The sequence below is a fragment of the Streptomyces sp. NPDC006458 genome, assembly GCF_040612135.1.
Taxonomy (GTDB): Bacteria; Actinomycetota; Actinomycetes; order Streptomycetales; family Streptomycetaceae; genus Streptomyces.
In genome coordinates, this window is record NZ_JBEXPR010000005.1 from 135377 (window position 1) to 158076 (window position 22700).

Annotated in this window: 17 protein-coding genes and 1 pseudogene; 7 read left to right on the top strand and 11 right to left on the bottom strand. The window is 74.0% G+C overall.

Annotated elements, in window-relative coordinates; translation table 11 throughout:
• Window positions 1-10: 10 nt before the first annotated feature.
• Window positions 11-1654, bottom strand: a complete 1644-nt coding sequence (locus ABZZ79_RS08795) for a phosphodiester glycosidase family protein (protein ID WP_356687954.1) — start codon at window positions 1652-1654, stop codon at window positions 11-13.
• 242 nt (window positions 1655-1896) lie between these two features.
• On the opposite strand from ABZZ79_RS08795, the gene ABZZ79_RS08800 reads away from it, so the two are divergent.
• Complete coding sequence (locus ABZZ79_RS08800) at window positions 1897-3501, top strand: carboxylesterase family protein (RefSeq protein WP_356687956.1); 1605 nt, start codon at window positions 1897-1899, stop codon at window positions 3499-3501.
• Window positions 3502-3656: 155 nt separating this feature from the next.
• Here ABZZ79_RS08800 and ABZZ79_RS08805 read toward each other — a convergent pair whose 3' ends face one another.
• From ABZZ79_RS08805 to ABZZ79_RS08815, 3 genes are read right to left on the bottom strand one after another with little or no spacing between them, the layout of a single operon-like run.
• Window positions 3657-4475 carry an ABC transporter permease gene (locus ABZZ79_RS08805; protein WP_356687958.1) on the bottom strand — a complete coding sequence of 273 codons (819 nt, stop codon included), beginning with the start codon at window positions 4473-4475 and terminating at the stop codon, window positions 3657-3659.
• On the bottom strand, window positions 4472-5428 hold the full coding sequence (locus ABZZ79_RS08810; protein WP_356687960.1) for an ATP-binding cassette domain-containing protein: 957 nt from the start codon (window positions 5426-5428) through the stop codon (window positions 4472-4474). Before ABZZ79_RS08810 ends, ABZZ79_RS08805 begins: the two co-directional genes overlap by 4 nt.
• Window positions 5429-5457: 29 nt before the next feature.
• Window positions 5458-6129 (bottom strand): DUF4097 family beta strand repeat-containing protein, encoded by a 672-nt coding sequence (locus tag ABZZ79_RS08815; RefSeq protein ID WP_356687962.1) that lies wholly within the window; start codon window positions 6127-6129, stop codon window positions 5458-5460.
• Window positions 6130-6351: 222 nt separating this feature from the next.
• Here ABZZ79_RS08815 and ABZZ79_RS08820 point away from each other — a divergent pair, with 222 nt between their 5' ends.
• Window positions 6352-7104: a helix-turn-helix domain-containing protein gene (locus ABZZ79_RS08820; protein ID WP_356687964.1), complete on the top strand. Its 753-nt coding sequence runs from the start codon at window positions 6352-6354 to the stop codon at window positions 7102-7104.
• Window positions 7105-7116: 12 nt separating this feature from the next.
• Here ABZZ79_RS08820 and mmuM read toward each other — a convergent pair whose 3' ends face one another.
• The gene (mmuM, locus tag ABZZ79_RS08825) at window positions 7117-8040 is read right to left on the bottom strand and encodes a homocysteine S-methyltransferase (RefSeq protein WP_356687966.1); all 924 of its coding nucleotides are present in this window, start codon (window positions 8038-8040) and stop codon (window positions 7117-7119) included.
• Between the two features lie 277 nt (window positions 8041-8317).
• Window positions 8318-9184: an RNA polymerase sigma-70 factor gene (locus ABZZ79_RS08830; RefSeq protein ID WP_356688270.1), complete on the bottom strand. Its 867-nt coding sequence runs from the start codon at window positions 9182-9184 to the stop codon at window positions 8318-8320.
• A gap of 342 nt (window positions 9185-9526) precedes the next feature.
• On the opposite strand from ABZZ79_RS08830, the gene ABZZ79_RS08835 reads away from it, so the two are divergent.
• Both ABZZ79_RS08835 and ABZZ79_RS08840 read left to right on the top strand, forming a co-directional pair.
• Window positions 9527-10012, top strand: coding sequence for a carboxymuconolactone decarboxylase family protein (locus tag ABZZ79_RS08835; RefSeq protein ID WP_356687968.1), 486 nt, complete (start codon window positions 9527-9529; stop codon window positions 10010-10012).
• Window positions 10013-10196: 184 nt separating this feature from the next.
• On the top strand, window positions 10197-11021 hold the full coding sequence (locus tag ABZZ79_RS08840; protein ID WP_356688272.1) for a GNAT family N-acetyltransferase: 825 nt from the start codon (window positions 10197-10199) through the stop codon (window positions 11019-11021).
• Between the two features lie 13 nt (window positions 11022-11034).
• Here the strand turns inward: ABZZ79_RS08840 and ABZZ79_RS08845 are convergent.
• The 5 genes and pseudogenes from ABZZ79_RS08845 to ABZZ79_RS08865 form a co-directional block, all read right to left on the bottom strand.
• Window positions 11035-11608: pseudogene (locus tag ABZZ79_RS08845) on the bottom strand (TetR-like C-terminal domain-containing protein).
• 68 nt (window positions 11609-11676) lie between these two features.
• Window positions 11677-12060, bottom strand: a complete 384-nt coding sequence (locus tag ABZZ79_RS08850; RefSeq protein WP_356687970.1) for a hypothetical protein — start codon at window positions 12058-12060, stop codon at window positions 11677-11679.
• Window positions 12048-12191 carry a hypothetical protein gene (locus tag ABZZ79_RS08855; RefSeq protein WP_356687972.1) on the bottom strand — a complete coding sequence of 48 codons (144 nt, stop codon included), beginning with the start codon at window positions 12189-12191 and terminating at the stop codon, window positions 12048-12050. The genes ABZZ79_RS08850 and ABZZ79_RS08855 overlap by 13 nt, the downstream gene beginning before the upstream one ends.
• A 130-nt stretch (window positions 12192-12321) precedes the next feature.
• Window positions 12322-16656: a CHAT domain-containing protein gene (locus tag ABZZ79_RS08860; protein ID WP_356687974.1), complete on the bottom strand. Its 4335-nt coding sequence runs from the start codon at window positions 16654-16656 to the stop codon at window positions 12322-12324.
• Between the two features lie 118 nt (window positions 16657-16774).
• Window positions 16775-18025: an FAD-binding protein gene (locus ABZZ79_RS08865; protein ID WP_356687976.1), complete on the bottom strand. Its 1251-nt coding sequence runs from the start codon at window positions 18023-18025 to the stop codon at window positions 16775-16777.
• Window positions 18026-18172: 147 nt separating this feature from the next.
• Between ABZZ79_RS08865 and ABZZ79_RS08870 the strand changes: the two genes are divergently transcribed.
• From ABZZ79_RS08870 to rsgA, 3 genes are all read left to right on the top strand, one after another.
• Window positions 18173-19492: a radical SAM protein gene (locus ABZZ79_RS08870; protein WP_356687978.1), complete on the top strand. Its 1320-nt coding sequence runs from the start codon at window positions 18173-18175 to the stop codon at window positions 19490-19492.
• Between the two features lie 173 nt (window positions 19493-19665).
• Window positions 19666-21153: a cellulose binding domain-containing protein gene (locus ABZZ79_RS08875; RefSeq protein ID WP_356687980.1), complete on the top strand. Its 1488-nt coding sequence runs from the start codon at window positions 19666-19668 to the stop codon at window positions 21151-21153.
• Between the two features lie 273 nt (window positions 21154-21426).
• The gene (rsgA, locus tag ABZZ79_RS08880; RefSeq protein ID WP_356687982.1) at window positions 21427-22524 is read left to right on the top strand and encodes a ribosome small subunit-dependent GTPase A; all 1098 of its coding nucleotides are present in this window, start codon (window positions 21427-21429) and stop codon (window positions 22522-22524) included.
• The last annotated feature ends 176 nt before the right edge of the window (window positions 22525-22700 follow it).

Here is a 22700-nt window from a genome sequence, read left to right on the forward strand (position 1 = left end):
GCGAGCGCGTTCAGTGCGGCAGGACCACGAGCGCGTCTCCGTCGGGGCGTTCGCCCGCGCGGTCGCTGGGGACGCCCTGGAGCTCGTCGTTCACCACCATCGCCGTCGAACCGCCGCCGTCGAGGTTGATGGCGTTCACCGCGCCGAGGCTGCGCATGACCTCGGCCGTCTCGGCGATCGTCAGGCCCGCGCTGTGGCCGGGGCGCCGGCCGTCGACGGTGAGCAGGACGATCCGCCCGTTGGCGGTGACCCCGGCCGCGGTGCGCGGGGCGCGCTGGAGGTACCAGCTGTTGTACAGGGCGGCGCGGTCCGCGCCCTGGATGTCCTGCGGGCTCCAGCCGTCCCGCACCGGGTCGAGGACCACCTGGCCGTTCCGCAGCAGCAGCGGGCCGCCGTTGACCACCGAGGTCGTCGACTTGAGCGGCACGCGCAACCCGGTGTCCACGTCCGCCACCGTCGTCCGCATCGTCAGCCGCGCTCCCACCCGGGCCTGGGCGCGCAGCCACTCGGCACCGCTGCCGGTCCCCTGCAGGACGGTGCCCCGCGCCGGCACGGCGCCGCCCCGGCCGTTGCGTACGGCGGTCACCTTCCCGTCGGCGTCGAGCGTGGCCTGGAAACCGGGCCCTTCCGGCGCGCTGGTGCCGAACTTCGGTGTGACGGCGATCAGTTCGTTGGCGTTGCCGCAGGTGTAGTCGTGCGCGGGATGGGTGAAGGGCGTGGCCGTCCCGACGCCTCCGCAGTTGACGACCAGCCCCGCCTGGCGGTTGAGGCCGGTCACCAGCCGTGCCGTGCCGTCCGCCGGATGCACCGTGATCTTCGTGCTGACCCGCCGGACCGCGGCCCGCCGGCCGGACTCGCTCGGCAGGATCAGCGCGGGCCGGTCGTTCACGGCCTCCGAGACGAGGTCCCCGCCGACCACCGAGATGCCGGCGAGGTCGCCGTCCGTACCGGCCAGCCACGGGCCGGGCGTCGTGCGCTCGCCGCCGATGACGAAGAAGCCGCCGTTGACCGCGGCGAGCGCCCCGGTGCGCCGTGCCGTCGCGCTCGTCGTCTCGCGGCCCGGCACGATCCCGTTGGACAGCACCGAGCGCAGACGGCCGGTGAACCGGGTGGGGTCGATCACCAGCACGTCGAGGGACCACGGGCCGGTCGTGCCGTGTCCGTCCTCGCCGGTGTGGTGGACGCTCCCGGTCAGACCGCCGGCCGCCATCTCGGTCCTGACCAGGTCGGCCTCCGCCCGGTCGGTGTACCGGCCGACCCGCACCATCCAGCCCAGCGGCTGGTCGCGCGGGCCGCGGGGGTCCGGTCCGGCCGTGGCGTCCCGGCGCGGCTCGTAACCCGCCGCGCGGACCTTGCCCTCCAGCTCGGCGACTTCCTGCTCGTTCGTGCCCAGGCCGACCGTGACGGTCCAGAACTCCTCCGCCGACGTCTGTCCCCGCTCGATCGAGACCTGGGTGACCCCCTCGGCGAGCTGCCGGGACGTCCGGGTCTCCGGCAGCGGGCCGGGGCCCAGCGGCAGTTCGTCGGCACCCGCCGCCTCGCCACCCCGCGCGGGGGACGGGAGGGCCGCCAGACAGGCCGCGACCGCGACGGTGGCCAGAGCGGCGGCCAGGGCCCGGCCCCTGATCGGGACGGGGGCCGAACGGATCTTCATCGGGTGTGCCTCTCCAGGACGGTCGCGGGCTGCGACCGTGCAGGATATGCGGGCCCGGTGCGGGAATCCTCGGCGCCCCTCCGCATTGCCTCTTGTTCGAGGGGCGGGCTGTTCGGGGTGCGGCTGTTCCGGGCGCGGGTGCCCGCTCCGCTGTACGTCCAGTGGCCTAATCGAGCGACGGAATACGAGCGGATGATGTGATGCTCTGATGTTGTCGAGCCTCGCGAAGGGCTGGTGGGCGCATGAGAGCGGACCAGGCGCAACCCGTGGTCACGACGCCGTACGGGGCCGTGCGAGGCCGGTTCGAGAACGGCGTCGCGGTGTTCCGGGGCATTCCCTACGCCGCTCCGCCCTTCGGGCCGCGCCGGTTCCGGCCGCCGGAGCCGCCCGAGACCTGGGCGGGGGTGCGGGACGCCGGCGCCTTCGGGCCCACCGCGCCGAAACCGCCGTACTCCGAGGCGTTCGCGCAGTATCTGTCCGATCCCGTCGTGGCGGGTGACGACTGCCTCAACCTGAACGTCTGGACCCCGGAGCCCGGCCCCGGTGCGCGGCTGCCCGTGCTCGTGTGGCTGCACGGTGGCGCGCTGACCCGGGGGTCCTCCGCGGTGCCCGTGTACGAGGGGCGGGCCTTCGCCCGGGACGGCGTGGTCGTCGTCTCCGTCAACTACCGGCTCGGCGTCGAGGGCTACGGGCTGTTCCCCGACGCCCCCGCCAACGCGGGGCTGCGCGACCAGCTGGCCGCGCTCCAGTGGGTCCACGAGGCCGTCGCGGCCTTCGGGGGCGACCCCGAACGGGTGACCCTCGCCGGGCAGTCGGCCGGTGCCATCAGCACCGGGGCGCTGATCGCCGCGCCCCAGGCGCAGGGGCTGTTCCGGCGGGCCGTCCTGCAGAGCGGGCCGCCCGAGGCCGGTGAGCGGGACAAGGTGCGGCGGATGGTCCGGCGCATGGCCGCCCGGTTGAAGGTGCCGGCCACGGCGGAGGCCTTCGCTCAGGTCGACCGGGAGCTGCTGCTGCGCACGCAGGCGGAGGCCGGGCGGCTGAGCAGTCCCGTGCTGGGCGGGCCCGCCTTCGGGATCGTCGTCGACGGGGATCTCGTGCCGCGCGATCCGCTGGAGGCGCTGGTCGAGGGGTCGGTCGCGGTGGGTGCCGAGCTGATGCTGGGGTGGACCCGGGACGAGTACCGGCTGTGGCTGGTGCCGGGCGGGCTGCTGGAGCGGGTGGACCGGCTGGGCGCGGTCGGGCTGGCGGGGGCGCGGGCCCGGTGCCGGTGCGGGCCGGAGGTGACGCGCGGGTACCGGGCGCTGCATCCGGAGGCGGGGACGGCCGAGGTCGTCGGGCAGATGGTGACCGACCATCTGCTGCGGGTGCCGTTGCACCGGCTGGCCCAGGCTCGGGCCGGGACGTCGTACGTGTACGAGTTCGCCTGGCCCTCCCGGCTGCCGGACCTCGGGTCGTGTCATGCGCTGGAGCTGGGGTTCGTGTTCGGCACGGGGGAGGCGCGGGACGCGGTGAAACTGGCGGGGGAGGGGGCACCGGTGGAGTTGGCGGAGGCGATGCACGGGGCGTGGGTGCGGTTCGTGCGGGACGGGGATCCGGGGTGGGAGGCGTGGGACGCCTCCCACCCGGTGCGGGTGTTCGGCGAGGAGGCGGGGGACGGGGAGGACGGTTCTGTGGTGCTGGCGCCGCGTACCGTGTTCGGGCTTCGGGACGAGGAGTTCGCGTTGTGGGCGGGGGCCGGGGCGGTCGACGTGGGGATGTCCGAGGGGGATCACGCCCTGCTGCGGGGCGCGGAACTTCGTTCGGTGATCAGTCGGTTGCGGCGGTCGGCGACCGTGCGGAGGCATTGACGGCCGGTGTGCTGGTGCCTGCGGCGGCCCGCTGGTGTCCGGTGGGGTGGGGGGCGGTAGCGCTGCTTCCCACAGGGCGGCGTACGTCGACGGGTGCCGGGTACGCCGCCCTCGGGCGGGACGGGTTGCGGAGTCGGTCCGCGTGGTCATGGTGGTTACTTCGGGTCGGCGTTGAACTTCGAGGTCGACCAGAAGTAGCCGAGGGTTGCCAGGCCCAGGCACCAGGCGACGGCGAGCCAGCCGTTGTGGCCGATCCCGGTGCCGAGGAGCAGTCCGCGCAGGGTTTCGATGGCCGGGGTGAAGGGCTGGTACTCGGCGACCGGCCGGAACCAGCCCGGCATCGCGTCGACCGGCACGAAGGTGCTGGAGATGAGCGGCAGGAAGATCAGCGGCATCGCGTTGTTGCCGGCCGCCTCGGCGTTGGGGCTGACCAGGCCCATGCCGACCGCGATCCAGGTGAGTGCCAGGGCGAAGAGCACGAGCAGTCCGAAGGCGGCGAGCCACTCCAGGACGGTGGCGTCGGTGGAGCGGAAGCCGATGGCCACGCCCACGGCGCCGACGAGGACCACGCTCATCACGCTCCGCAGGACGCTGCCGACCACGTGCCCGACGAGGACCGAGCCGCGGTGGATCGCCATGGTGCGGAAGCGGGCGATGATGCCCTCGGTCATGTCGTTGGAGACGGAGACCGCCGTGCCGATCGTGGTGCTGCCGATGGTCATGAGCAGCAGGCCCGGGACGATGTACGCGATGTACTCGGAGCGGTCCGGGCCGCCGCCGCCGATGCCCGCGCTCATGGTGTCGCCGAAGATGTAGACGAACAGCAGGAGCAGCATCACGGGCGTGAGCAGCAGGTTGAGGGTGAGGGACGGGTAGCGCCGGGCGTGCAGGAGGTTGCGGCGCAGCATGGTTGTCGAGTCGCGGACGGCGATGGAGAGCCGGGCCGGGCGGGCGGGAGCCAGGGGGGAACTCATCGGGCGTCTTCCTTGGGCTGGTGGGGGACGGCGGTGGAGCTGATCAGGGCGAAGAACACGTCGTCGAGGTCGGGGGTGTGCACGGTCAGTTCGTCGGCCTCGACGCCGGCGGCGTCCAGCCAGTCGAGGATGGCGCGCAGCTCGCGCTGGCTGCCGTCGCTGGGGATCTGGAGGGCGAGGGACTCGTCGTCCCGCGTGGTCTCGCGCAGGGCGGCGGCGGCCGACCGGTACGCGGCCGGGTCGGTGAAGCGGAGCCGGACGTGTCCGCCGGGGACGAGGCGCTTGAGTTCCTCGGCGGTGCCCTCGGCGGCGATCTTTCCGTTGTCGAGGACGGCGATGCGGTCGGCGAGTTCGTCCGCCTCTTCCAGGTACTGGGTGGTGAGGAAGACGGTGACGCCGTCGGAGACGAGTTCGCGGATGATCTGCCACATGTTGTGGCGGCTGCGCGGGTCGAGGCCGGTGGTGGGCTCGTCGAGGAAGATGATCCGCGGGCTGCCGACCAGGGTCATCGCGATGTCCAGGCGGCGCTTCATGCCGCCGGAGTAGGTGGCGGCCGGCTTCCGCGCCGCCTCGGTGAGGTCGAAGCGGTCCAGCAGGCCGGCGGTGACCTGGCGTCCCTCGCGCTTGGAGAGGTGGTGCAGGTCCGCCATCAGGAGCATGTTCTCCTCGCCGGTGATCAGGCCGTCGACCGCGGAGAACTGTCCGGTGACGCCGATCGCCGCGCGGACCGCCTGTGGCGCGGTGGTCAGGTCGTGGCCCGCGACCCGGGCCCGTCCGCCGTCGGCGCTGACGAGGGTGGAGAGGATCTGCACGGTCGTGGTCTTGCCCGCGCCGTTCGGGCCGAGCAGCGCGAAGGTCGTTCCTTGCGGGACGGACAGATCGACGCCGTCCAGGACGGTCTTGTCGCCGTAGGACTTGCGCAGTCCGCTCGCCGTGATGGCCAGGTCGGTCATGGGTGGTCCCCCTTCGGTGATGTCGGGTCTCAGAGGCCGCGGGCGGTGATGTCGCCGTGGCCGGTGGTGGCGTGGACGGCGAGGGTGGCGGCCTCGCCTTCGGTGTTGCGGAGGGTGTTGCTGATGCGGCCGTGGGCGGTGCCGGCGTTCAGCGAGGCGGAGGTGCCGCGGGTCGCGCCGACCGCGATGTCGCCGTAGCGGGTGTGCAGGGTGACCGTGCCGCGGGCGGCCTCGGTGACGCGGATGTCGCCCTTCTGGGTGGTGATCTCGGCGGGGCCGGTCAGGCGGCCGAGGGTGATGTCGCCGGCCTGGACGGTGAGGCGGGCGGTGGCGGTCTCGTCGAGCTTGACCGGGCCCCGCGCGGCCTCGTAGGTGACGTCGCCGAGGCGTCCCACGCCGCGGAGTTCGGCGTCGGCCGCCCTGGCCTGGACGCGGGAGCCGGCGGGGACCTGGACCGTGATCTCGACGGCTCCGCGGTGGCCGAGGATCCGGTTCCTCGCCTCCGGGGCCCCGATGCGCAGGACGCCGTCGTCGTAGGCGACCTCGATCTGCTCCGCGGCCTCGGCGTCGCGGCTCCTGGCGGCGTCGGCGGGGCGGATCTCGACGGTGGTGTCGGGCCGGTCGGCGGCGATGAGCTGGATGCGGCCGGCGGGGATGTCGAGGACGACGGAGATGGGGGCGGGGGTGGCGAACTTCTGCATCGTCTCTTCCTTCGGTCGTTGTTTCCGACTTGGGAAAAGCTACGTTGCGTTCGAGATTCTGGCAACGTACTCGTTGCGCGCGATGAGTATATGTGCAGCTCAGATGGGGGAATTTGTTGCAATGATGGTGAGGTCTAACGCAACGTCGACTTGCTGCTCGTTGCAATGGAATGGTGGTGAACGCTATAGTGGGCGGGGTTACGGAACACGAAGGAGGCCGCGATGCCGGGAGGCAGGCTCACTCAGCAGGAACGCCAGCAGATCGCGCTGGGGCTGGCCGACGGTCTCGCCTACGCGGAGATCGCCAGGCGGCTGGACCGCCCGACCTCGACGATCACGCGCGAGGTGATGCGCAACGGCGGCCCCACCGGCTACCGCGCCGACCTCGCCCACCGCGCCACCGAACAGCGCGCACATCGCCGCAGGCAGGCCGCGCCCCGGGACCGGCGGGCGCCCGAACAGGCCCATGGGCGCGACGCGGAGGCGGTGCGGGCGTACGAGGAGACCTTCACGACGCTTCTCATGGCGTCGGGTCTGCCCAAGATGATGGCGAGGGTGCTGACCTGCCTCTACATCACCGACGACGGCAGCCTCACCGCGTCCGAGCTCGCCCAGCGCCTTGAGGTCAGTCCGGCCTCCGTGTCCAAGGCGATCACGTTCCTGGAGAGTCAGGATCTCGTCCGCCGGCAGCGTGACGAAGGCCGCCGTGAGCGCTATGTCGTCGACAACGAGCTCTGGTACCAGGCGACGATCGCCGCCGCCCGGTCCAACGTCCAGCTCGCCGAGACCGCGCGGCAGGGTGTCGCCATCCTCGGCCCCGACACCCCGGCCGCCGGGCGGCTGGAGAGCATCGCCCGGTTCGTCGACTTCATCGGCGAGAGCATCGCGCGCGCCGCGGAGCAGGCCCGTGAGGTCCTCTACACGAAGGTCGAACCGGCCTCGGACGGCGCGGCCGGGCCGAGCGCGGACCGCTGACGGGGCCCTCGCTCACCCTCCCAGTGCCCGTGCGATCGAGGCGATCCCCTCCGGTCCCACCCGGCAGCACCCTCCGACGAGCCGGGCCCCGGCGTCACGCCAGGCGTCGACCAGGGCCGCGTCGAACGTGGCCCGGCCGTCCCAGGCGCGTGCCTTCGCGTCCCAGGACTCGCCGCTGTTGGGGTAGACGACGACGGGCTTGCCGGTGACCCGGGCGGCGGTGGTGACGGCGTCGGTCACGTCCTCGGGCGCGCAGCAGTTGACGCCGACGGCGATGATCTCGTCGGCGTCGGCCGCCAGGGCGAAGGCGTCCTCCAGGGGCTGGCCGGCGCGTGTCCGGTCGCCCGAGACGGTGTACGACAGCCAGGCGGGGACTCCGAGGCCGCGGACGGCACGCAGGAGTGCCTGGGCCTCGTCGGTGTCGGGGACGGTTTCGAGAGCCAGCACGTCGGGGGCCGCGGCGGCGAGCGCCTCGACGCGGGGCCGGTGGAAGCGCTCCAGCTCGGCGACGCTCAGGCCGTAGCGGCCCCGGTACTCGGAGCCGTCGGCGAGCATCGCCCCGTACGGGCCCACGGACGCGGCCACCCAGAGCGGCCGGGCGATGCCCTTCGCCCTCGCCCGGCGCCCGGCCTCCCGCGCCGACTCCACGCTCAGCGCCAGGAGCCCGGCCACCCGCCCCGGCCCCAGTCCCCGTCTGCCGAACCCCTCGAAGGTGGCCTGATAGCTCGCCGTGATCGCCACACTCGCCCCCGCCTCGAAGTAGGTGAGATGCGCCCCGACCACCGCCTCTGGCCCCTCCATCAGCAACCGCGCCGACCACAACTCGTCCCCCAGGTCGTACCCGGCGGCTTCCAACTGGTTGGAGATCCCCCCGTCGAGCACGACCGCCCCGGCGGCGAGGGCGGAGGCCAGGGAGGGCGCGGTGTTGCCGGTCATGCCTCGACGCTAGTCGAGGAGGGGGGAACTCGGCCGTCCGCGGACGGCCCCGCGGACGGCCCCGCGGACGGCCCCGCGGACGGCCCCGCGGACGGCCCCTCCCGCGGACGGCCCCGCGGACGGCCCCTCCCGCGGCCCGGCCCCTCCCGCGGAGCATGCTCCCCCTTGTACCCACCCGCGTGCGCACAGCGCTGCCCTCGATGTCCTGACCGGCCGGCAGACGCCGGGGCAGGTGCTGTCGTACGACGAGGTGCCGGCGCTGTCGGTGTGACCCGGCTCAGCGGTGCAGCGCCGTCTCCCGGTTCATCCGGGACAGCTTCTCGGGGTTGCGCACCGCGTACAGGCCTGTGATCAGACCGTCGTCGACGCGTACGGCCATCACGGTGTTGACCCGGCCGTTCAGCCGGAGCACCAGCGCCGGGTGGCCGTTGACCTGGACCGTCCGCAGCGAGCCGGGGCCGAACCGGCTCAGGCCGACGGCCAGCGGGGCCACCCGCCAGGCCCCGACCACGGGCGTCGGCGCGGCCTGGGCGAGTCCGCCGCCGTCACCCAGGAAGACCACGTCCGGGGCGAGGATGTCCAGCAGACCCTGGAGATCACCCGTCTCCGCCGCCTGCCGGAACGCCTCCAGCGCGGCTCGGGCCTGCGCCGCCGAAACGGCTGCGCGCGGGCGGCGCGCGGCGACATGGGCGCGGGCCCGGTGGGTGATCTGGCGGACGGCGGCCCGGCTCTTGTCCACGGCCTCGGCGATCTCGCCGTACTCCAGGCCGAACACCTCGCGCAGCACGAAGACCGCGCGCTCGGTCGGCGTGAGCGTCTCCAGGACCAGCAGCATCGCCATCGAGACGCTGTCGGCCAGCTCCACGTCCTCGGCCACGTCGGGCGCGGTCAGCAGCGGCTCGGGCAGCCAGGGGCCGACGTAGGACTCCTTGCGGCGGCCGAGCGTGCGCAGCCGGGACAGGGCCTGACGGGTGGTGATGCGGACCAGATAGGCGCGCTGGTCGCGGACGGCGTCCAGGTCGACGCCCGCCCAGCGCAGCCAGGTCTCCTGGAGGACGTCCTCGGCGTCGGCGGCCGAGCCGAGCATCTCGTAGGCGACGGTGAACAGCAGCCCGCGGTGGGCGACGAAGGTCTCGGTGGCCAGGTCCGCACGGCGTGCCGGGGCCGCGTCCGGACCCGGGGCGCGGGGTGGCGGGTCGTTGTCGGGGGCCGTCCGCGGGCCCGTCGCGGCCCCTCGCGCGGATCCCCGCTCCCCTTCAGGGTGTTGCCGGGCGTCGCTGCCTTCGTCCGGTGCCGCTCCTCGGTCTGTCACTGCCCGCTCCCGCCTGTCGGTCTCCGACCTTCGCACAGGCACGAGATGCCGGGCCGCGCACTTCTGTGACGTCCCCGGCCGGTGGCGTACGTCACAGGACCGGGTCGTCACAGGGGCCGCGGCGGCGGCATCTCGTGGTCGTCAGCACGCTCGATCCCGAGAGAGGGACACGTCATGGAAACCCGTATGAATCTGATGGACAACCGGCTCGGCGCGGGTCTCGCCCGGCGGTTCGCCGCCGTGGGCGCGGCCGTCCAGCAGTCGTCGCTGCCGCGGGACCTCCAGGAACTGGTGATGCTGCGCGCCAGTCAGATCAACGGCTGCGGCTGGTGCGTGGACTTCCACACCAAGGAGGCCACGGCGGCGGGAGAGAGCGCCGTGCGGCTCCATCTGGTGGCCGCCTGGCGAGAGTCGACGGTGTTCAGTGAGGCCGAGCGCGCCGCGCTCGCGCTCACCGAGGAGGGCACCCGGCTCGCGGACGCCCACCAGGGCGTCTCGGACGACACCTGGGCCCTGGTGCGCAAGCACTACGACGAGGACGAGACCGTCGCGCTGGTCTACCTGGTCGCCATGATCAACGCGGCCAACCGGCTCGGCGTGATCGTGCGCGCCAAGGGCGGCTCCTACCAGCCCGGCATGTTCGCCGAGCTGACGGAGTGAGGTGATCGCGAAACTCGGTTGAGGGCCGGCGGCGGCGGGTGCAGAGTGACCTCCGTCGTCGGGCTCCCCTCCCGTGAGGCGGGCCTCCCTCGTCCACGGAGTCTCCTTGACCTCTTCGCGCACCGAACCGCCCGTCCACCTCCGCGCCCTCACCGACACGGCCGTCCACGGTGGCAGCCGCCGGCTGGTGTGGCTGGCCTCGGGGGAGGACGGCAGCCCCCTCGGCACGGCCTCCCTGCGCCTGTTCGACAAGGACGGGCAGCGGCATCTCGCCGAGGCCGACGTCCGGGTCCACCCGGCCGAACGCCGCCGGGGAGTGGCGACGCTGCTGCTCGACGCCGTCGTGCGGGCCGCGCGCGAGGACGGGCGGCGCGCCGTTCTCGCCCAGGCCGACAGCGGCAGCCCCGGAGCCGGGTTCCTCGGCGCACGCGGCTTCGAGACCGCGCTGAGTCTCGTCCACGCCCGGCTGCCGCTGGAGCGGGCGGACCTGCCGGCGCTCACCGCGCTCGTGGCCGGGGCACCCGCCGGGTACCGGCTCACGTCCTGGGAGGGCCTGGTGCCCGACGAGCTCGCCGAGAGCTACGTCGCCTCGCGCCGGGCCATGGACGACATGCCGATGGGGGCCGTCGACCACGGCCGGGTCGTCTGGGACCTGGACCGGGTGCGGGCCGCTGCCGCCGCCGTCGCCGGCCGCGGCGACGTGCTGCACACGGTGGCCGCCGTCGACGAGACCGACGGATCGCTCGTGGGCTTCACCGAACTGGTCGTCCCCGGCAGCGGCGAGGGCGATGCCCAGCACTACGGTACGGCCGTCCTGCCCGAGCACCGCGGCCACGGTCTCGGCATCCGGATGAAGGCCGCCTCGATCCTCCACGCCCGTGAGCGCCACCCCCGCCTCGGCGGGCTGCTCACCGACACCGCGGACCACAACCACCCCATGCGCGCGGTCAACGACCGGCTCGGCTACCGCCCCACGCACACCGCCCTGGAGTTCCAGCTGACCCTCTGAGGCGGCCGCGGGCTCACTCCTGTCGCGGCCAGTTCTCCAGGGCCACGTGCAGGGCCTGCACCGCCCTGTCCCACGAGAGCCGTACGTCGCGCGGGGCGCCGAAGCCGCCGGCGGCCTCCAGGGCGCAGTAGCCGTGGAAGGTGCTGCGCAGCAGGCGGACGGCGTCCGTGAGGTCGGGTTCGGCCAGGCCGTACGCGCGGAGCATGCCGTAGGTGATGTCGGCGGTACGGCGCATCGCGGGCGAGTCGGCGATCAGATCCTGGTCGACACCGGATCTGCGTCGCCGCGTACCGCCCGGGGTGCGTCAGGGCGTACTCCCGGTAGGCGCCCGCGAACGCCACCAGCGCGTCCTTGCCCGCCCGGCCCGCCACCGCCTCGGCGATCCGGTCGATCAGCTCGCCGCCCGCGTACAGCGCGAGCCGGGTGCGCAGGTCCTGGAGGCTGCGCACATGCGCGTACAGGCTCGCGTCCCTCACGCCGAAGTGCCGGGCCAGCGCGGACAGGGTGACGTGCTCGAAGCCCGCCTCGTCGGCGAGTTCGGCCGCGGCGGCGACCAGCCGGTCCACGGTGACACCGGCACGGGCCATGGGGCCTCCTCGACGAGAACCTGGGGGGTCTGGGCAAAAGCCTAGTGGGCCCAGGTTCGCGCCCCTGCTCAGCAGTGCTTGCCCCGGGCCCCCACCAGCGCCACGTCCTCCGCCCGCACCCGCAGGGCGTGCCGCTCGGTCTCCTCGCCGCGTGCCGGGTCGGGGTCCCAGAGCCAGACGGTGTCCCCGCTCGGCTGGAAGGAGAGCACCGGGTGTGTGGTCGGGACGGGGCCGTTGACCACCGGGGTCTCCTTGTCCAGCGGCTCCACGCAGACGAGGTCGGCGCGCAGCCCGAACCAGGCGGGGGGACGCCGTCCCTCCGCGGCCGCGTCCATCGCCCGGTCGGCGGCCCGCTCCACGTCGTCCAGCGCGAGCTGCACCACCGTCAGGACGGCGACCAGTCCCGCCAGACCCAGCATCACGCGGAGGAACCCGCTGATCAGCGCCTGCACTGCGCCGGTCGCACGCCCCAGCCCTGCGCGGTGAACAGGCTTGTCGTCAGGTCCAGTTCGTCCTGGTCGTCACGGACCTCGACGACCAGGCGAACCCTGCGGTTGTACGGACCGAGGGCCTCGGGTATCACCGGCGCCCGCTGTCGGACCGGGCCGGTTCGCTGGTGCTCATTCTGCTCCTCACGTCTGCTCCGACAGGCTCCGGGAGCCGGCCGGGGTGAGCCTGTGGGCCGCAGTTTCGCACAGCGTTCTGAGGGGGTGTCAGGCCCCTGTGTGCGTGTGCGCCGCCCACAGGGTCGGCGTCCGTGGGTAGCGGGCGCGCAGGCCGCGGGTGGCGTGGTGCAGGGAGTCGGCGGAGCGCAGGGGGTCGGGCGGGGTGGCGCCGGAGCCGGTGAGGCGGGTGTAGAAGTCGGCGGCGAGCTGGTGGGCGGCGCGGTCGGAGACCGGCCACAGCGTGCCCACGACGTGCGGATAGCCCGCGAGCTGGAAGGCTCCGGTGATGTGCAGGGCCTCGTCGGCCAGCCGGGAAGGGGCGAGCGTGGTGTTGCAGGCGGACAGGAAGGCGAGCCCGCCGTCCAGCCGCAGGGCGCCGATGTCGGCGACGGTCAGCGGGTCGGTGTCGTGGTCGTGGAGGATCAGCCGGCCGCGCCAGGGGTCGATGCGGTGGGGTGCGCCGTGGCAGGCGAAGTGGGCCACCGGATGTCCCGGCAGCGCGGCGAGCACGGAGGCGCGGGTGGGGTGCGGCAGTACGTCGGCGCCGGGGAGCAGCCCGGCGAGGAGGTCCGCTTCGGCGAGGGCGCCCGGGAGGCCGACGACCCCGGGAGCCTCCGGCACGGCCACGACCGCGGGGCGTGCGGCGGGTGCCGCGGCGCCGCGCCGGCGGTGCCGGCGGGCCCGGGCCAGGCCGCGCACGGTCGCCGTGTACGACGACACGACCCGGTCCAGGACGGTGCGGGGCGGTGCCGTGTCCGGCTCGGCGGGTTCGACGGCGCGCGGTGCCTCCGGGGCCGCCGCCAGGTCCGCGTGGTGTCCGGCGGCGTGCAGCGGCAGATAGGCCATCAGACCCACCGGGCACCACCACACCCGCGGCCACGGCTCGCCCGGTGCCGGGGGGCCGGTGCGGCCGAGCGCGGTCAGGACCGGCTCGCCGACGGTGTCCCACAGCCAGTCCAGTACGCCGAGGATGTCGTGCTGGGCGGTCTGCCGGTCGTCGAGGCCGACGTCGCGGTCGGCGGCGCGGTCGATGGCCCCGCCCAGGGTCCGGATGCGCGCGAGCACGTCCCGCTCGGTGATGCCGAGCGGGACGACCCGTACGGGTTCGGCCGGGTCGCCGGTCAGTACGAGCGCGTCGCAGCGGGTCGGTGCGGCGGAGACGTAGACCACCGTGCCCTCCGCGGACTCGGCGGTCAGCCGGGCGGCGGAGGGCGGGGCGAGGAATCCGGCGAAGCCGTCCAGCGAGCGGATGCGGGCGAGGACGGCCTCCCACTCGGTCTGCGCCTCCCGGCGGGCGGCGGCGCGCACGTCGTACGGCTGCGGGGTGTCGGTGGGCGGCGGGACGGGCCGGTTCAGGGCCTCGCGCCGCGAGCGCACCTCCTCGAAGAGATCGGCCAGTTCGGGCACCGTCGCCCGCAGCCGGTCGCCCTCGGCACCGCCGTCGGTCGCCGAGTCCGCCGTCAGCACACCCCGTGACTGCTCCAGCAGTTCCACGGCCCGGCCCGGCAGCCCCGCGTCCAGCGCGGCCGCCGCCGCGGCGGAGGCGAGCGAACCGGCCTCGCCGATCTGGTGCCCCTGATCCCCGAGGTCGAGCCCGTTCAGCCCGAGTTGCGGCAGCAGCGCGACAGCGGCCTCCACGGCGGCCAGGGCCTCGGCGACGGGGTCGTCCGCGTCGGCTCGGGGGCGCCCGTTCCCGGCGGCGATCGTGTTCCCCTGCCCGCCGGACCCGCGGGCCTGCCCGAGCAGCACCGCGGTCCTGCGGTACGCCGCCACCCGCACGGTGATCGGCGCCGACGAGTCGGCCGCCGCTTCCCGTGACGCGGCGAGGATCTCCGGCACGAGCGCGGCATCGCCGGTCTGCTCGTGGAGCAGATGCAGCGTGACCGCGTGGTCGTGGAGCAGCCCGGGACGCACCGGCGCGCCGGGCGGGAGCAGCCGGACGGCCTCGCGGGTGACGGCGACCGCCTCCGCGAGCGGGGCGGGATCGTCCCGGACCAGGTGGCGGGCGCGCAGCGCGTGGGCCAGGTCGGCGAGTGCGCGGACCCGGTCGGGGTGGTCGGCGGGCCGGCCGGCGAGGGCCTCGCGGGAGCAGTCGACGGCCTCGTCCACGCCATCCGGGCCGCCGTCGCCGAGCAGCGCGTGCGCCAGCAACGCCGTGGTCAGCGAGTGCAGGTGCACCACCCGCAGCGGATGGTCCGAGGCGAGCGCGGCCACCGTCGCCCGGCAGATCTCGACGGCCTCGGCGATGTCCTCCCGGCGGCCCTGCCGGCGGAACGCCAGGTCGAGGGCGGCCCCGAGGTTGCCCAGGAACATCTGGCGCATCGGGCCGGGAGGCGCTGCGGCGACGGCGGCCCGGCAGGCGGCGATCGCCTCGGCCAGCGGCGCGGAGTCGCCGGTGTTCCAGGTGAGGTGCTGGAGGATGCGGCCGAGGCCGTTGAGGTGCATGCCCCGGTGCGGATGTCCCTCGGGGGTGGCGTCGACGGCGGCGCGCGCGGTCGCCGCGGACTCGCGCAGCAGGGCGAGGTCGCCGGTGAGCTCGAACAGGGCCACCTGGCTGTTGGCGAGGTTGTTGAGGAGGACGGACCGGCGTGGATGCCGCTCGGGGAGCGCGCTGAGCGCCTCGTGGCAGACGGCGATCGCCTCCCGCAGCCGATCGGGCAGGCCCAGCCGGGTGCCGATGTCGTAGAGGGCCAGCACGAGGTTGTTCTGCCAGCTGGGGCGGTCCGGATGGCCGGGCGGTGTCGCCGCGACGGCGTCCCGGGCGAGCGCGACGGCCTCGTGCGCGTGCGTGACACTGTCGACGCGCTCGTGCTTGCGGATGAGGATGCTGGCGAGGTTGGTGAGGACGCCGGGCCGCATGCGGTGGCTGCGGGGCATCGCGGCCAGCGCCCGGCGGGTCACCTCGATCGCCTCGTCGAGCAGTTCGTCGGAGCCGACGGCCTCGTACAGCGTGCGCAGCCCGAACCCCAGGTTGCTCAGCTCCCGGAGACGATCCGGGTCACCTGCGGGCAGGGCGGCGAGCGCCTCGCGGGCGCGGGCCACGGCCTCGGTGAGGTGGTCCAGATCGGAGGTGTACAGGTACAGGGTGTGCAGGGCGGTGCCGAGGGCGCCCACCCGGTTCTTGTGCGTCACGACGTCGTCGGACCCCGCGGCCAGCGCGGCACGCGCCGCGGCGACCGCCTCGTGCGCGGCCGCCGGATCGATGCTGTGCTCGGCCGTCAGGCGCAGGCATTCGGTGAGGTTGGCCTGGTAGCGGGGCCGCTGCGGGGCGACCGGCGCGCGGGCGGCGGACCGCGCCGCGGTGACGGCCTCCGCCAGCACGGTCAGGTCCCCGGTCCGCTGGAACAGCAGGATCAGGCAGACGACGAGCTTGTCCAGGCGCTCGGGGCGGGCGGGGTTCCCCTCGGGCGTGCCGGCGACGGCCGCGCGTGCGGCCGCCACGGCGTCGTCCAGCAGACCCGCCTCGCGCACCCGCTCGTACTGGGTGCGCAACGCCATGGACAGGATGTGCAGTTGGGCGAGCCGTGCCGGGCCGTCGGGCAGCACCTCCAGGACGGCGCGGGTCAGTGCGAGTCCCTCCTCGCCGACGCGGGGGTCGTCGCGCTCGTCGGCGAGGGTGTGCAGGGCGACGCCCAGGTTGTTGCGGTACCGCGTCAGGTTCGGGTCCTCGGGCGGGGCGGCCGCCACGGCCGCGCGGGCCAGGGCCACGGCCTCCTCCAGATGCGCCACGTCCTTGTCGCGGAAGTGGAGCAGGAGCAGGGCGACGCCCAGGTTGCTCCGGAACATGACGTGTTCGGGATGTCCGGTGACCGCGACGGCCTGCCGGGTCACCGCGACCGCCTCGTCCAGCTCCCCGTCCCCGGCGCCCTGCTCGTGCAGCATCCGGAGCGCGTGCCCGAGGTTGTTCAGGGCCATCGCACGGTCCAGCGGGTTCTCGAACGGCCCCGCGACCGCGGAGCGGAACAGCGTCACCGCCCGGTTCAGCAGCGGGAAATGGCGGCCGTGTTCGTAGGCGAGGGTGACGGCGAGGCCGAGTTCGAGCGCGGCCTCACCGGTCACCCCGTCCCGCGGGCCGCCCTTCAGTATCAGGTGCAGCAGGTCGGGCATCGTCTCGGGCGCGGCGTCGTACACGGGGGCGAGCAGCCGGACGCCCTCGACCAGTTCGGCCCTCTCGTCTTCCTCGTCGGACGTCTCGAAGCGCAGCCAGTGGAACCAGCCCAGGACGTAGGCCGCCTCGGGATCGGCGGCCGGGTCCGTGGCGGCGGCCAGCGCGGCGGCCGCGCGCTCGGCGGCGGGTGTGTACAGCACGGTGCCGTCCTGCCGCTGGACGACCGTGTCGATCAGGCCGCGCAACCCGGCGAGCAGCTCGTCCCGGTCGCCCATCTGGTCTCCCGTCCGCTCAGGGGCTTCGCCTGCCACGCCCGGCGCGGCACCAACAAGCCTGGCATACAAGCGAGTTGGGCAAGCCGTGAACGACGCGGCGAGCCGTCGTGGGGTGAGTTCAGCCGCCGAGTACGTCCCGTACGAAGGCGTTGCCGAACTTCCCCGCCGGGTCCAGCTCCCGGGCGAGCGCCGCGAAGTCCTCCGTGCGCGGATACAGGGCGCGGACATGCGCCGCCGGCATCTCGAACACCTTGCCCCAGTGCGGCCGCGCCGCGAACGGCTCCAGCGCCGCCTCCACCGCCCGCACCACCGGCAGCACCGCCCCGGCGTCCGCGACCCAGGTGAAGTGCACGGCGACGGAGTCCCGCCCGTACGCCGGGCTGAGCCACTGCCCGTCGGCGGCGACCGTGCGCACCTCGCAGGTCTGGAGCACGGGCGCGACGGTGTCCCGGACGCGGTCGAGCGCGCCCAGCGCCTCCTCGGCGTAGGGGCGCGCCATCAGGTACTCGCTCTGCAGCTCCTCCCCGCTGCTGGGCGTGAACTCGGCGCGGAAGTGCGGCAGCCGCTGGTGCCAGGGGCCGGGCACCCCCAGTTGCTCGGTGCAGTTGACCGCGGGCATGCCGGGCACGGGGTGCCGCGGCTCACGGGCGGGGGCGGCCCAGGGGAACTCCGGCAGCGGCTGGTCGGTGCGCCGCTTGAGCCACACCTGCCGGAAGCCGGGGGCACGCCAGTCGGTGAACAGGCTCACGCTGTACGCGGCACCGGCCACCTTCTCGAAGTCCAGCCCTTCCAGGGGCAGTTCCGTGAACACATGCTGCTCGACCTCGAAGGCGGGCTCCAGGTCCAGCGTCAGCGCCGTGACGACCCCGAGCGCGCCGAGCGCGGTGACCGCGCCACCGAACCGTTCGTCGTCCCGCCCGATCACGACCGCCGATCCGTCGCCGGTCAGCAGCTCCACCTCGCGCACGGCCGCCGCGAGCGACCCGTTGCGCACCCCCGAGCCGTGGGTGCCGGTCGCCACCGACCCGGCCACCGAGATGTGCGGCAGCGAGGCCATGTTCGGCAGGGCGAGGCCGTGCGTGTCCACGGCCTCGGCGAGCCGGGCGTAGCGGACGCCGCCCCCGACCCGGACGGTCCGGGCCGCGGCGTCCACCTCGATCCCGGCGTCCAGCGCGTCCAGCGAGAGCAGCACACCGCCCGGCGGCGGCTCGGCGATCCGGTTGAACGAGTGCCCGCTGCCCAGCACCCGCACCGCCGGGCTCCCGGCGACCAGCGCCCGCAGCGCGTCGGGCGTCCGCGGGCGGTGCAGCTCGTCGACGGCATAGGTGATGTTGCCGGCCCAGTTCGTCACGGCCGAAGCACCGGTCATGCGGTCCCCTTTCCGAGGTGTCGAGCGTGTCGGACACATCACATCACCACCGCTCGCCCCGCCCTGTGCCCCGACCCCGGCTGCGCGGCCGATCGGGAAGGGGCATACCGTGAGGAGTCGTACGCCTGAATCGGGAGGAGACACGGGATGGGCAGCCGCACCGCGCTCGTCGAGGATCTGATGGAACGCTTCCCGCACGTACCGCGCGAGGCGGTCTTCAAGGAGGACCTGCTCCGCGGAGGTGTGGCCTTCGACGCGTCCGCCCTCAGCGACAACGAGGACGGCGAGGTGAAACCGAAGTCGTACTTCATCTTCTCCTTCGACCACGGCACGCTCCCCGAGCTGGGCGAGGCCGCCCTGCGCCGGCCGCCCGAGGAGATCATCCTCACCGGGGGCCCCTACGACCTGCGCCGGACCGTGGTCTCCGTGCGGGTGAATCCCGCCTCGCCCTACCGGGTCGCCGCCGACGAGGAGGGCCTGCTCGGCCTGTACCTGGACGGCAGCCGGATCGCGGACGTGGGCGTGCCGCCCATGCCGGAGTACTACCGGCACAAGCTCTCCAACGGGAAGTCGGTCATGGAGGTCGCCCCGACCATCCAGTGGGGTTACCTGATCTACCTCACCGTCTTCCGGGTCTGCCAGTACTTCGGCGCCAAGGAGGAGTGCCAGTACTGCGACATCAACCACAACTGGCGCCAGCACAAGGCCGCCGGCCGCCCCTACACCGGCGTCAAGGACGTGGAGGAGGTGCTGGAGGCGCTGGAGATCATCGACCGGTACGACACCGCCAAGGCCTCCACCGCCTACACCCTCACCGGTGGCGCGATCACCAAGACCGTCGCCGGCCGTGACGAGGCCGACTTCTACGGCCACTACGCCAAGGCCATCGAGGAGCGCTTCCCCGGCCGCTGGATCGGCAAGGTCGTCGCCCAGGCCCTCCCGCGCGACGACGTCCAGCGCTTCAAGGACTACGGCGTGCAGATCTACCACCCCAACTACGAGGTGTGGGACCGCCGCCTGTTCGAGCTGTACTGCCCCGGCAAGGAGCGCTACGTCGGCCGCGACGAGTGGCACCGGCGCATCCTGGACTCGGCCGAGGTGTTCGGCGCGCGCAACGTCATCCCCAACTTCGTCGCGGGCGTGGAGATGGCCGAGCCGTTCGGCTTCACCACCGTCGACGAGGCCATCGCCTCCACCACCGAGGGCCTGCGCTTCTTCATGTCGCACGGCATCACGCCCCGCTTCACCACCTGGTGCCCCGAACCCACCACCCCGCTCGGCAAGGCCAACCCGCAGGGCGCGCCGCTGGAGTACCACATCCGTCTGCTGGAGGCCTACCGCGCCACCATGGACGAGTTCGGCCTGACCTCCCCGCCCGGATACGGCCCGCCCGGACCCGGCAACGCGGTGTTCTCCGTCAGCTCCTTCATGGACAGCCTCCCCGCCGCGAACCCGGCCGCCGTCTGACCCGCGCACCCCGCCGACGGGCCCCGCTCCCAACGGAGTCGGGGCCCGTCGGCATCTGAACAGCTTGCTTGTCAGTTGTGACGAATACGTGAAAGGCTCGGCCTGTGGCGAGGTTCCCCCACAACTCCCCATGTCCTACGGTGAGTTGATCTCGCACTGAACGCAGGAGAGTCATGCCCGACCTGCCGAGCCCCCGGAACGCCGCCGAGGCCGCGCTCTTCTCCGAGTACTGGGACACCGTCCTGTCCTACGCCGACCTGTGCACCGCCGGCTCCGTGGCCGCACACGACCTCGCCCAGGAGGCGCTCACCCACGGCCTGCGCGAGCTGCGCGCCGAGGAGTCGGGCGGCGGTGGCAACCCGGGCCGCCGCGTCCCCCGGCTGCCCGCCGTCCTCCAGCTGCTGACCGCCGTACGCGCCACCGCCACCGCCTGGGAGACCCAGGGACAAGGGCATCGCCTCGCCCCCGACCTGCGGCTGTGGCTCCACTCCGAGCAGGCCGCCCGCTACGCCGGCCCGCCGCTGCGACGCCCCCTCGCCCTGCGCGCCCTGCGCGACATGCAGGAGGGCGACGCCGAGCTGCTGTGGCTGATCGAGGTCGAGTCGCTGCCGTCGGCGGTCGTGGCCCGCCGGCTGCGCCTGGACCCGGCCGGCCTCGCCGAGGAACTCGCCGAGGTGCGCGGCCTGTTCCGCGACCGCTGCCGGCGCGGCCATCTCGACCGGCCCATGGACGCCGAGTGCCGCGCCTACGCCCGGCTGCTCGACGCCGTCACCCGCGCCCCGGCCGGCGAGACCCCCGAAGACCTCTCCCGTCATCTCGCCCGCTGTGCGCAGTGCGCCGAGGCCGCCGCCTGTCTGCGCCCGCACGGCGGCGGCCTGCCCGCGGCCCTGGCCGGCGGCGTCATCGGCTGGGGCGGCCTCGCCTATCTGGAACGCCGCCGCCGCGCGGCCGAGGTGCGGCTGGGCGCGGGCCGTCCCGAGGCCGGCGCCGAGCCGGAGCCGGGCAACCGGGGGCGGGTGCTGCGCAACGGCCTGATCGTCGCGGCCGTCCTCGTCTCGCTGCTGGCGCTGGCGGTCTCGCTGATGCCGCCCGGCGGCACGGACGACGGGGCCGCGGCGGACGACGCCGACGACCGGCGGCCGGTGGCGGACACCCAGCCCTCACCGCGGGAGCCGACGCGGCCACCCTCGTCGGCGGCGGCCACCGGCTCCCCGGCCGCCCCGTCGCCGACACCGACCCGGTCCGAGGCGCGCAAGCCCGGCCGCGCTTCCGCGCGCCCGTCCGCCTGGACCGTCCCCGGACCCCTGGGCACGCCCACCACGACCGTCCCCGAGCCGAGCGCCCGGCCCGCCTGCCGGGTCGCCTACGCCCAGGCCGGCGAGTGGCCCGACGGCTTCCAGGCCACCGTCACCGTCACCACCGAGCAGGCCCTCGACGACTGGCGCCTGACCTGGTCCTTCCCGGACGGGCAGCGGGTGACCCGGATGTGGGACGCGGACTTCACCCAGCAGGGCTCCCACGTCGCCGCCACCGCCACGTCGTACAACCGGGCCGTCCCAGCCGGCGGCACCCTGTCCTTCGGCTTCCTCGGCTCCCGGAGCGGGGCGAACGGCCCGGCGGCCGGCTTCGCCCTCAACGGCAAGGTGTGCGCGGGGACTTGAGGTGCGCGGGGCCTGACGGGTGCGGGGCCCGAGGGGCGCGCGGACCCGGCGGGCGCGGGGGCCCGAGGTGCGCGGGAAAAACCCGTTGACGAGCCCGCGGGGGTTCCGGCTACGGTGTGCGTGTTCTTGCCGAGCGAGTTGTGACCGAGGAGGTGCCGACGATGGCTGTCATTGCGATGGGCGCTGCCCGCATTCAGATCATCAAGTCCACCTCCGTGGCCGCCGGCTGACACAACTTCCTTCGCCGGGGCCACCCTTGGGAAGGGTTCCCCCTTGACCTCCAGCGCTTTCGCTGATGCTTTCACCGCTCTCGCTCCCTACGGCTGGGACGAGGCATGGGCGGACGAGTTCGCCCCCCTCGACGCCGAAGGCCTGCTTCCGGGCCGGGTGATCCGGGTCGACCGCGGGCAGTGCGACGTCGTCACCGCCGACGGGATCGTCCGGGCCGACACCGCGTTCGTCACCCCGCACGATCCCCTGCGGGTCGTGTGCACCGGCGACTGGGTCGCCCTCGAAGCCGACGGCAACCCCCGTTACGTCCGCGCGTATCTGCCGCGCCGTACCGCCTTCGTGCGTTCCACCTCCTCCAAGCGGTCCGAGGGGCAGATCCTCGCCGCCAACGTCGACCACGCGATCGTCGCCGTCTCGCTGGCCGTCGAACTCGACCTCGGACGGGTCGAGCGGTTCCTCGCCCTGGCCTGGGAGTCGGGCGCCCAGCCGGTGGTCGTCCTCACCAAGGCCGACCTCGTGCCCGACCCGGTCTCCCTGGCGTATCTCGTCCAGGACGTGGAGAACACCGCGCCCGGTGTGACCGTGCTGACCGTCAGCGCGCACGACGGGGAGGGGCTCGACGTCCTCGCCGCGACCGTCGGCGGCGGTACGTCCGTGCTGCTCGGGCAGTCCGGCGCGGGCAAGTCCACGCTGGCCAACGCGCTGCTCGGGGCGGACGTCATGGACGTTCAGGCCACCCGGGACGCCGACGGCAAGGGGCGGCACACGACCACCACCCGCAACCTGATGCTGCTGCCAGGGGGCGGTGCGCTCATCGACACGCCAGGGCTTCGCGGTGTCGGGCTCTGGGACGCCGAGGGCGGGGTCGGGCAGACGTTCTCCGAGATCGAGTCGCTGGCCGAGCGGTGCCGGTTCCACGACTGTGCGCATGAGGGGGAGCCGGGCTGTGCGGTGCGCTCCGCGCTGGAGAGCGGGGAGTTGTCGCAGCGGCGGCTGGACAGCTATCGGAAGCTGCTGCGGGAGAACCAGCGGATCGTCGCGAAGACGGATGCGCGGGTTCGGGCGGAGATTCGGAAGGAGTGGAAGCGGAAGGGGGCGGCCGGGCGGGCCGCGATGGAGTTCAAGCGTGGGGGGCGGTAGCGGGGGCGGTAGGGGGCGGGTGCCGGGTTTCGGGTGCGGGGTGTCTGTGGCTTGTCGCGCAGTTCCCCGCGCCCCTCTGCTGGGGGTGGGGGTGGGGGTGGGGGTCGGTGGTTCGGGTGCCGGTTGTGTGTGGCTTGTCGCGCAGTTCCCCGCGCCCCTAAGGCGGTGGTCGGGCT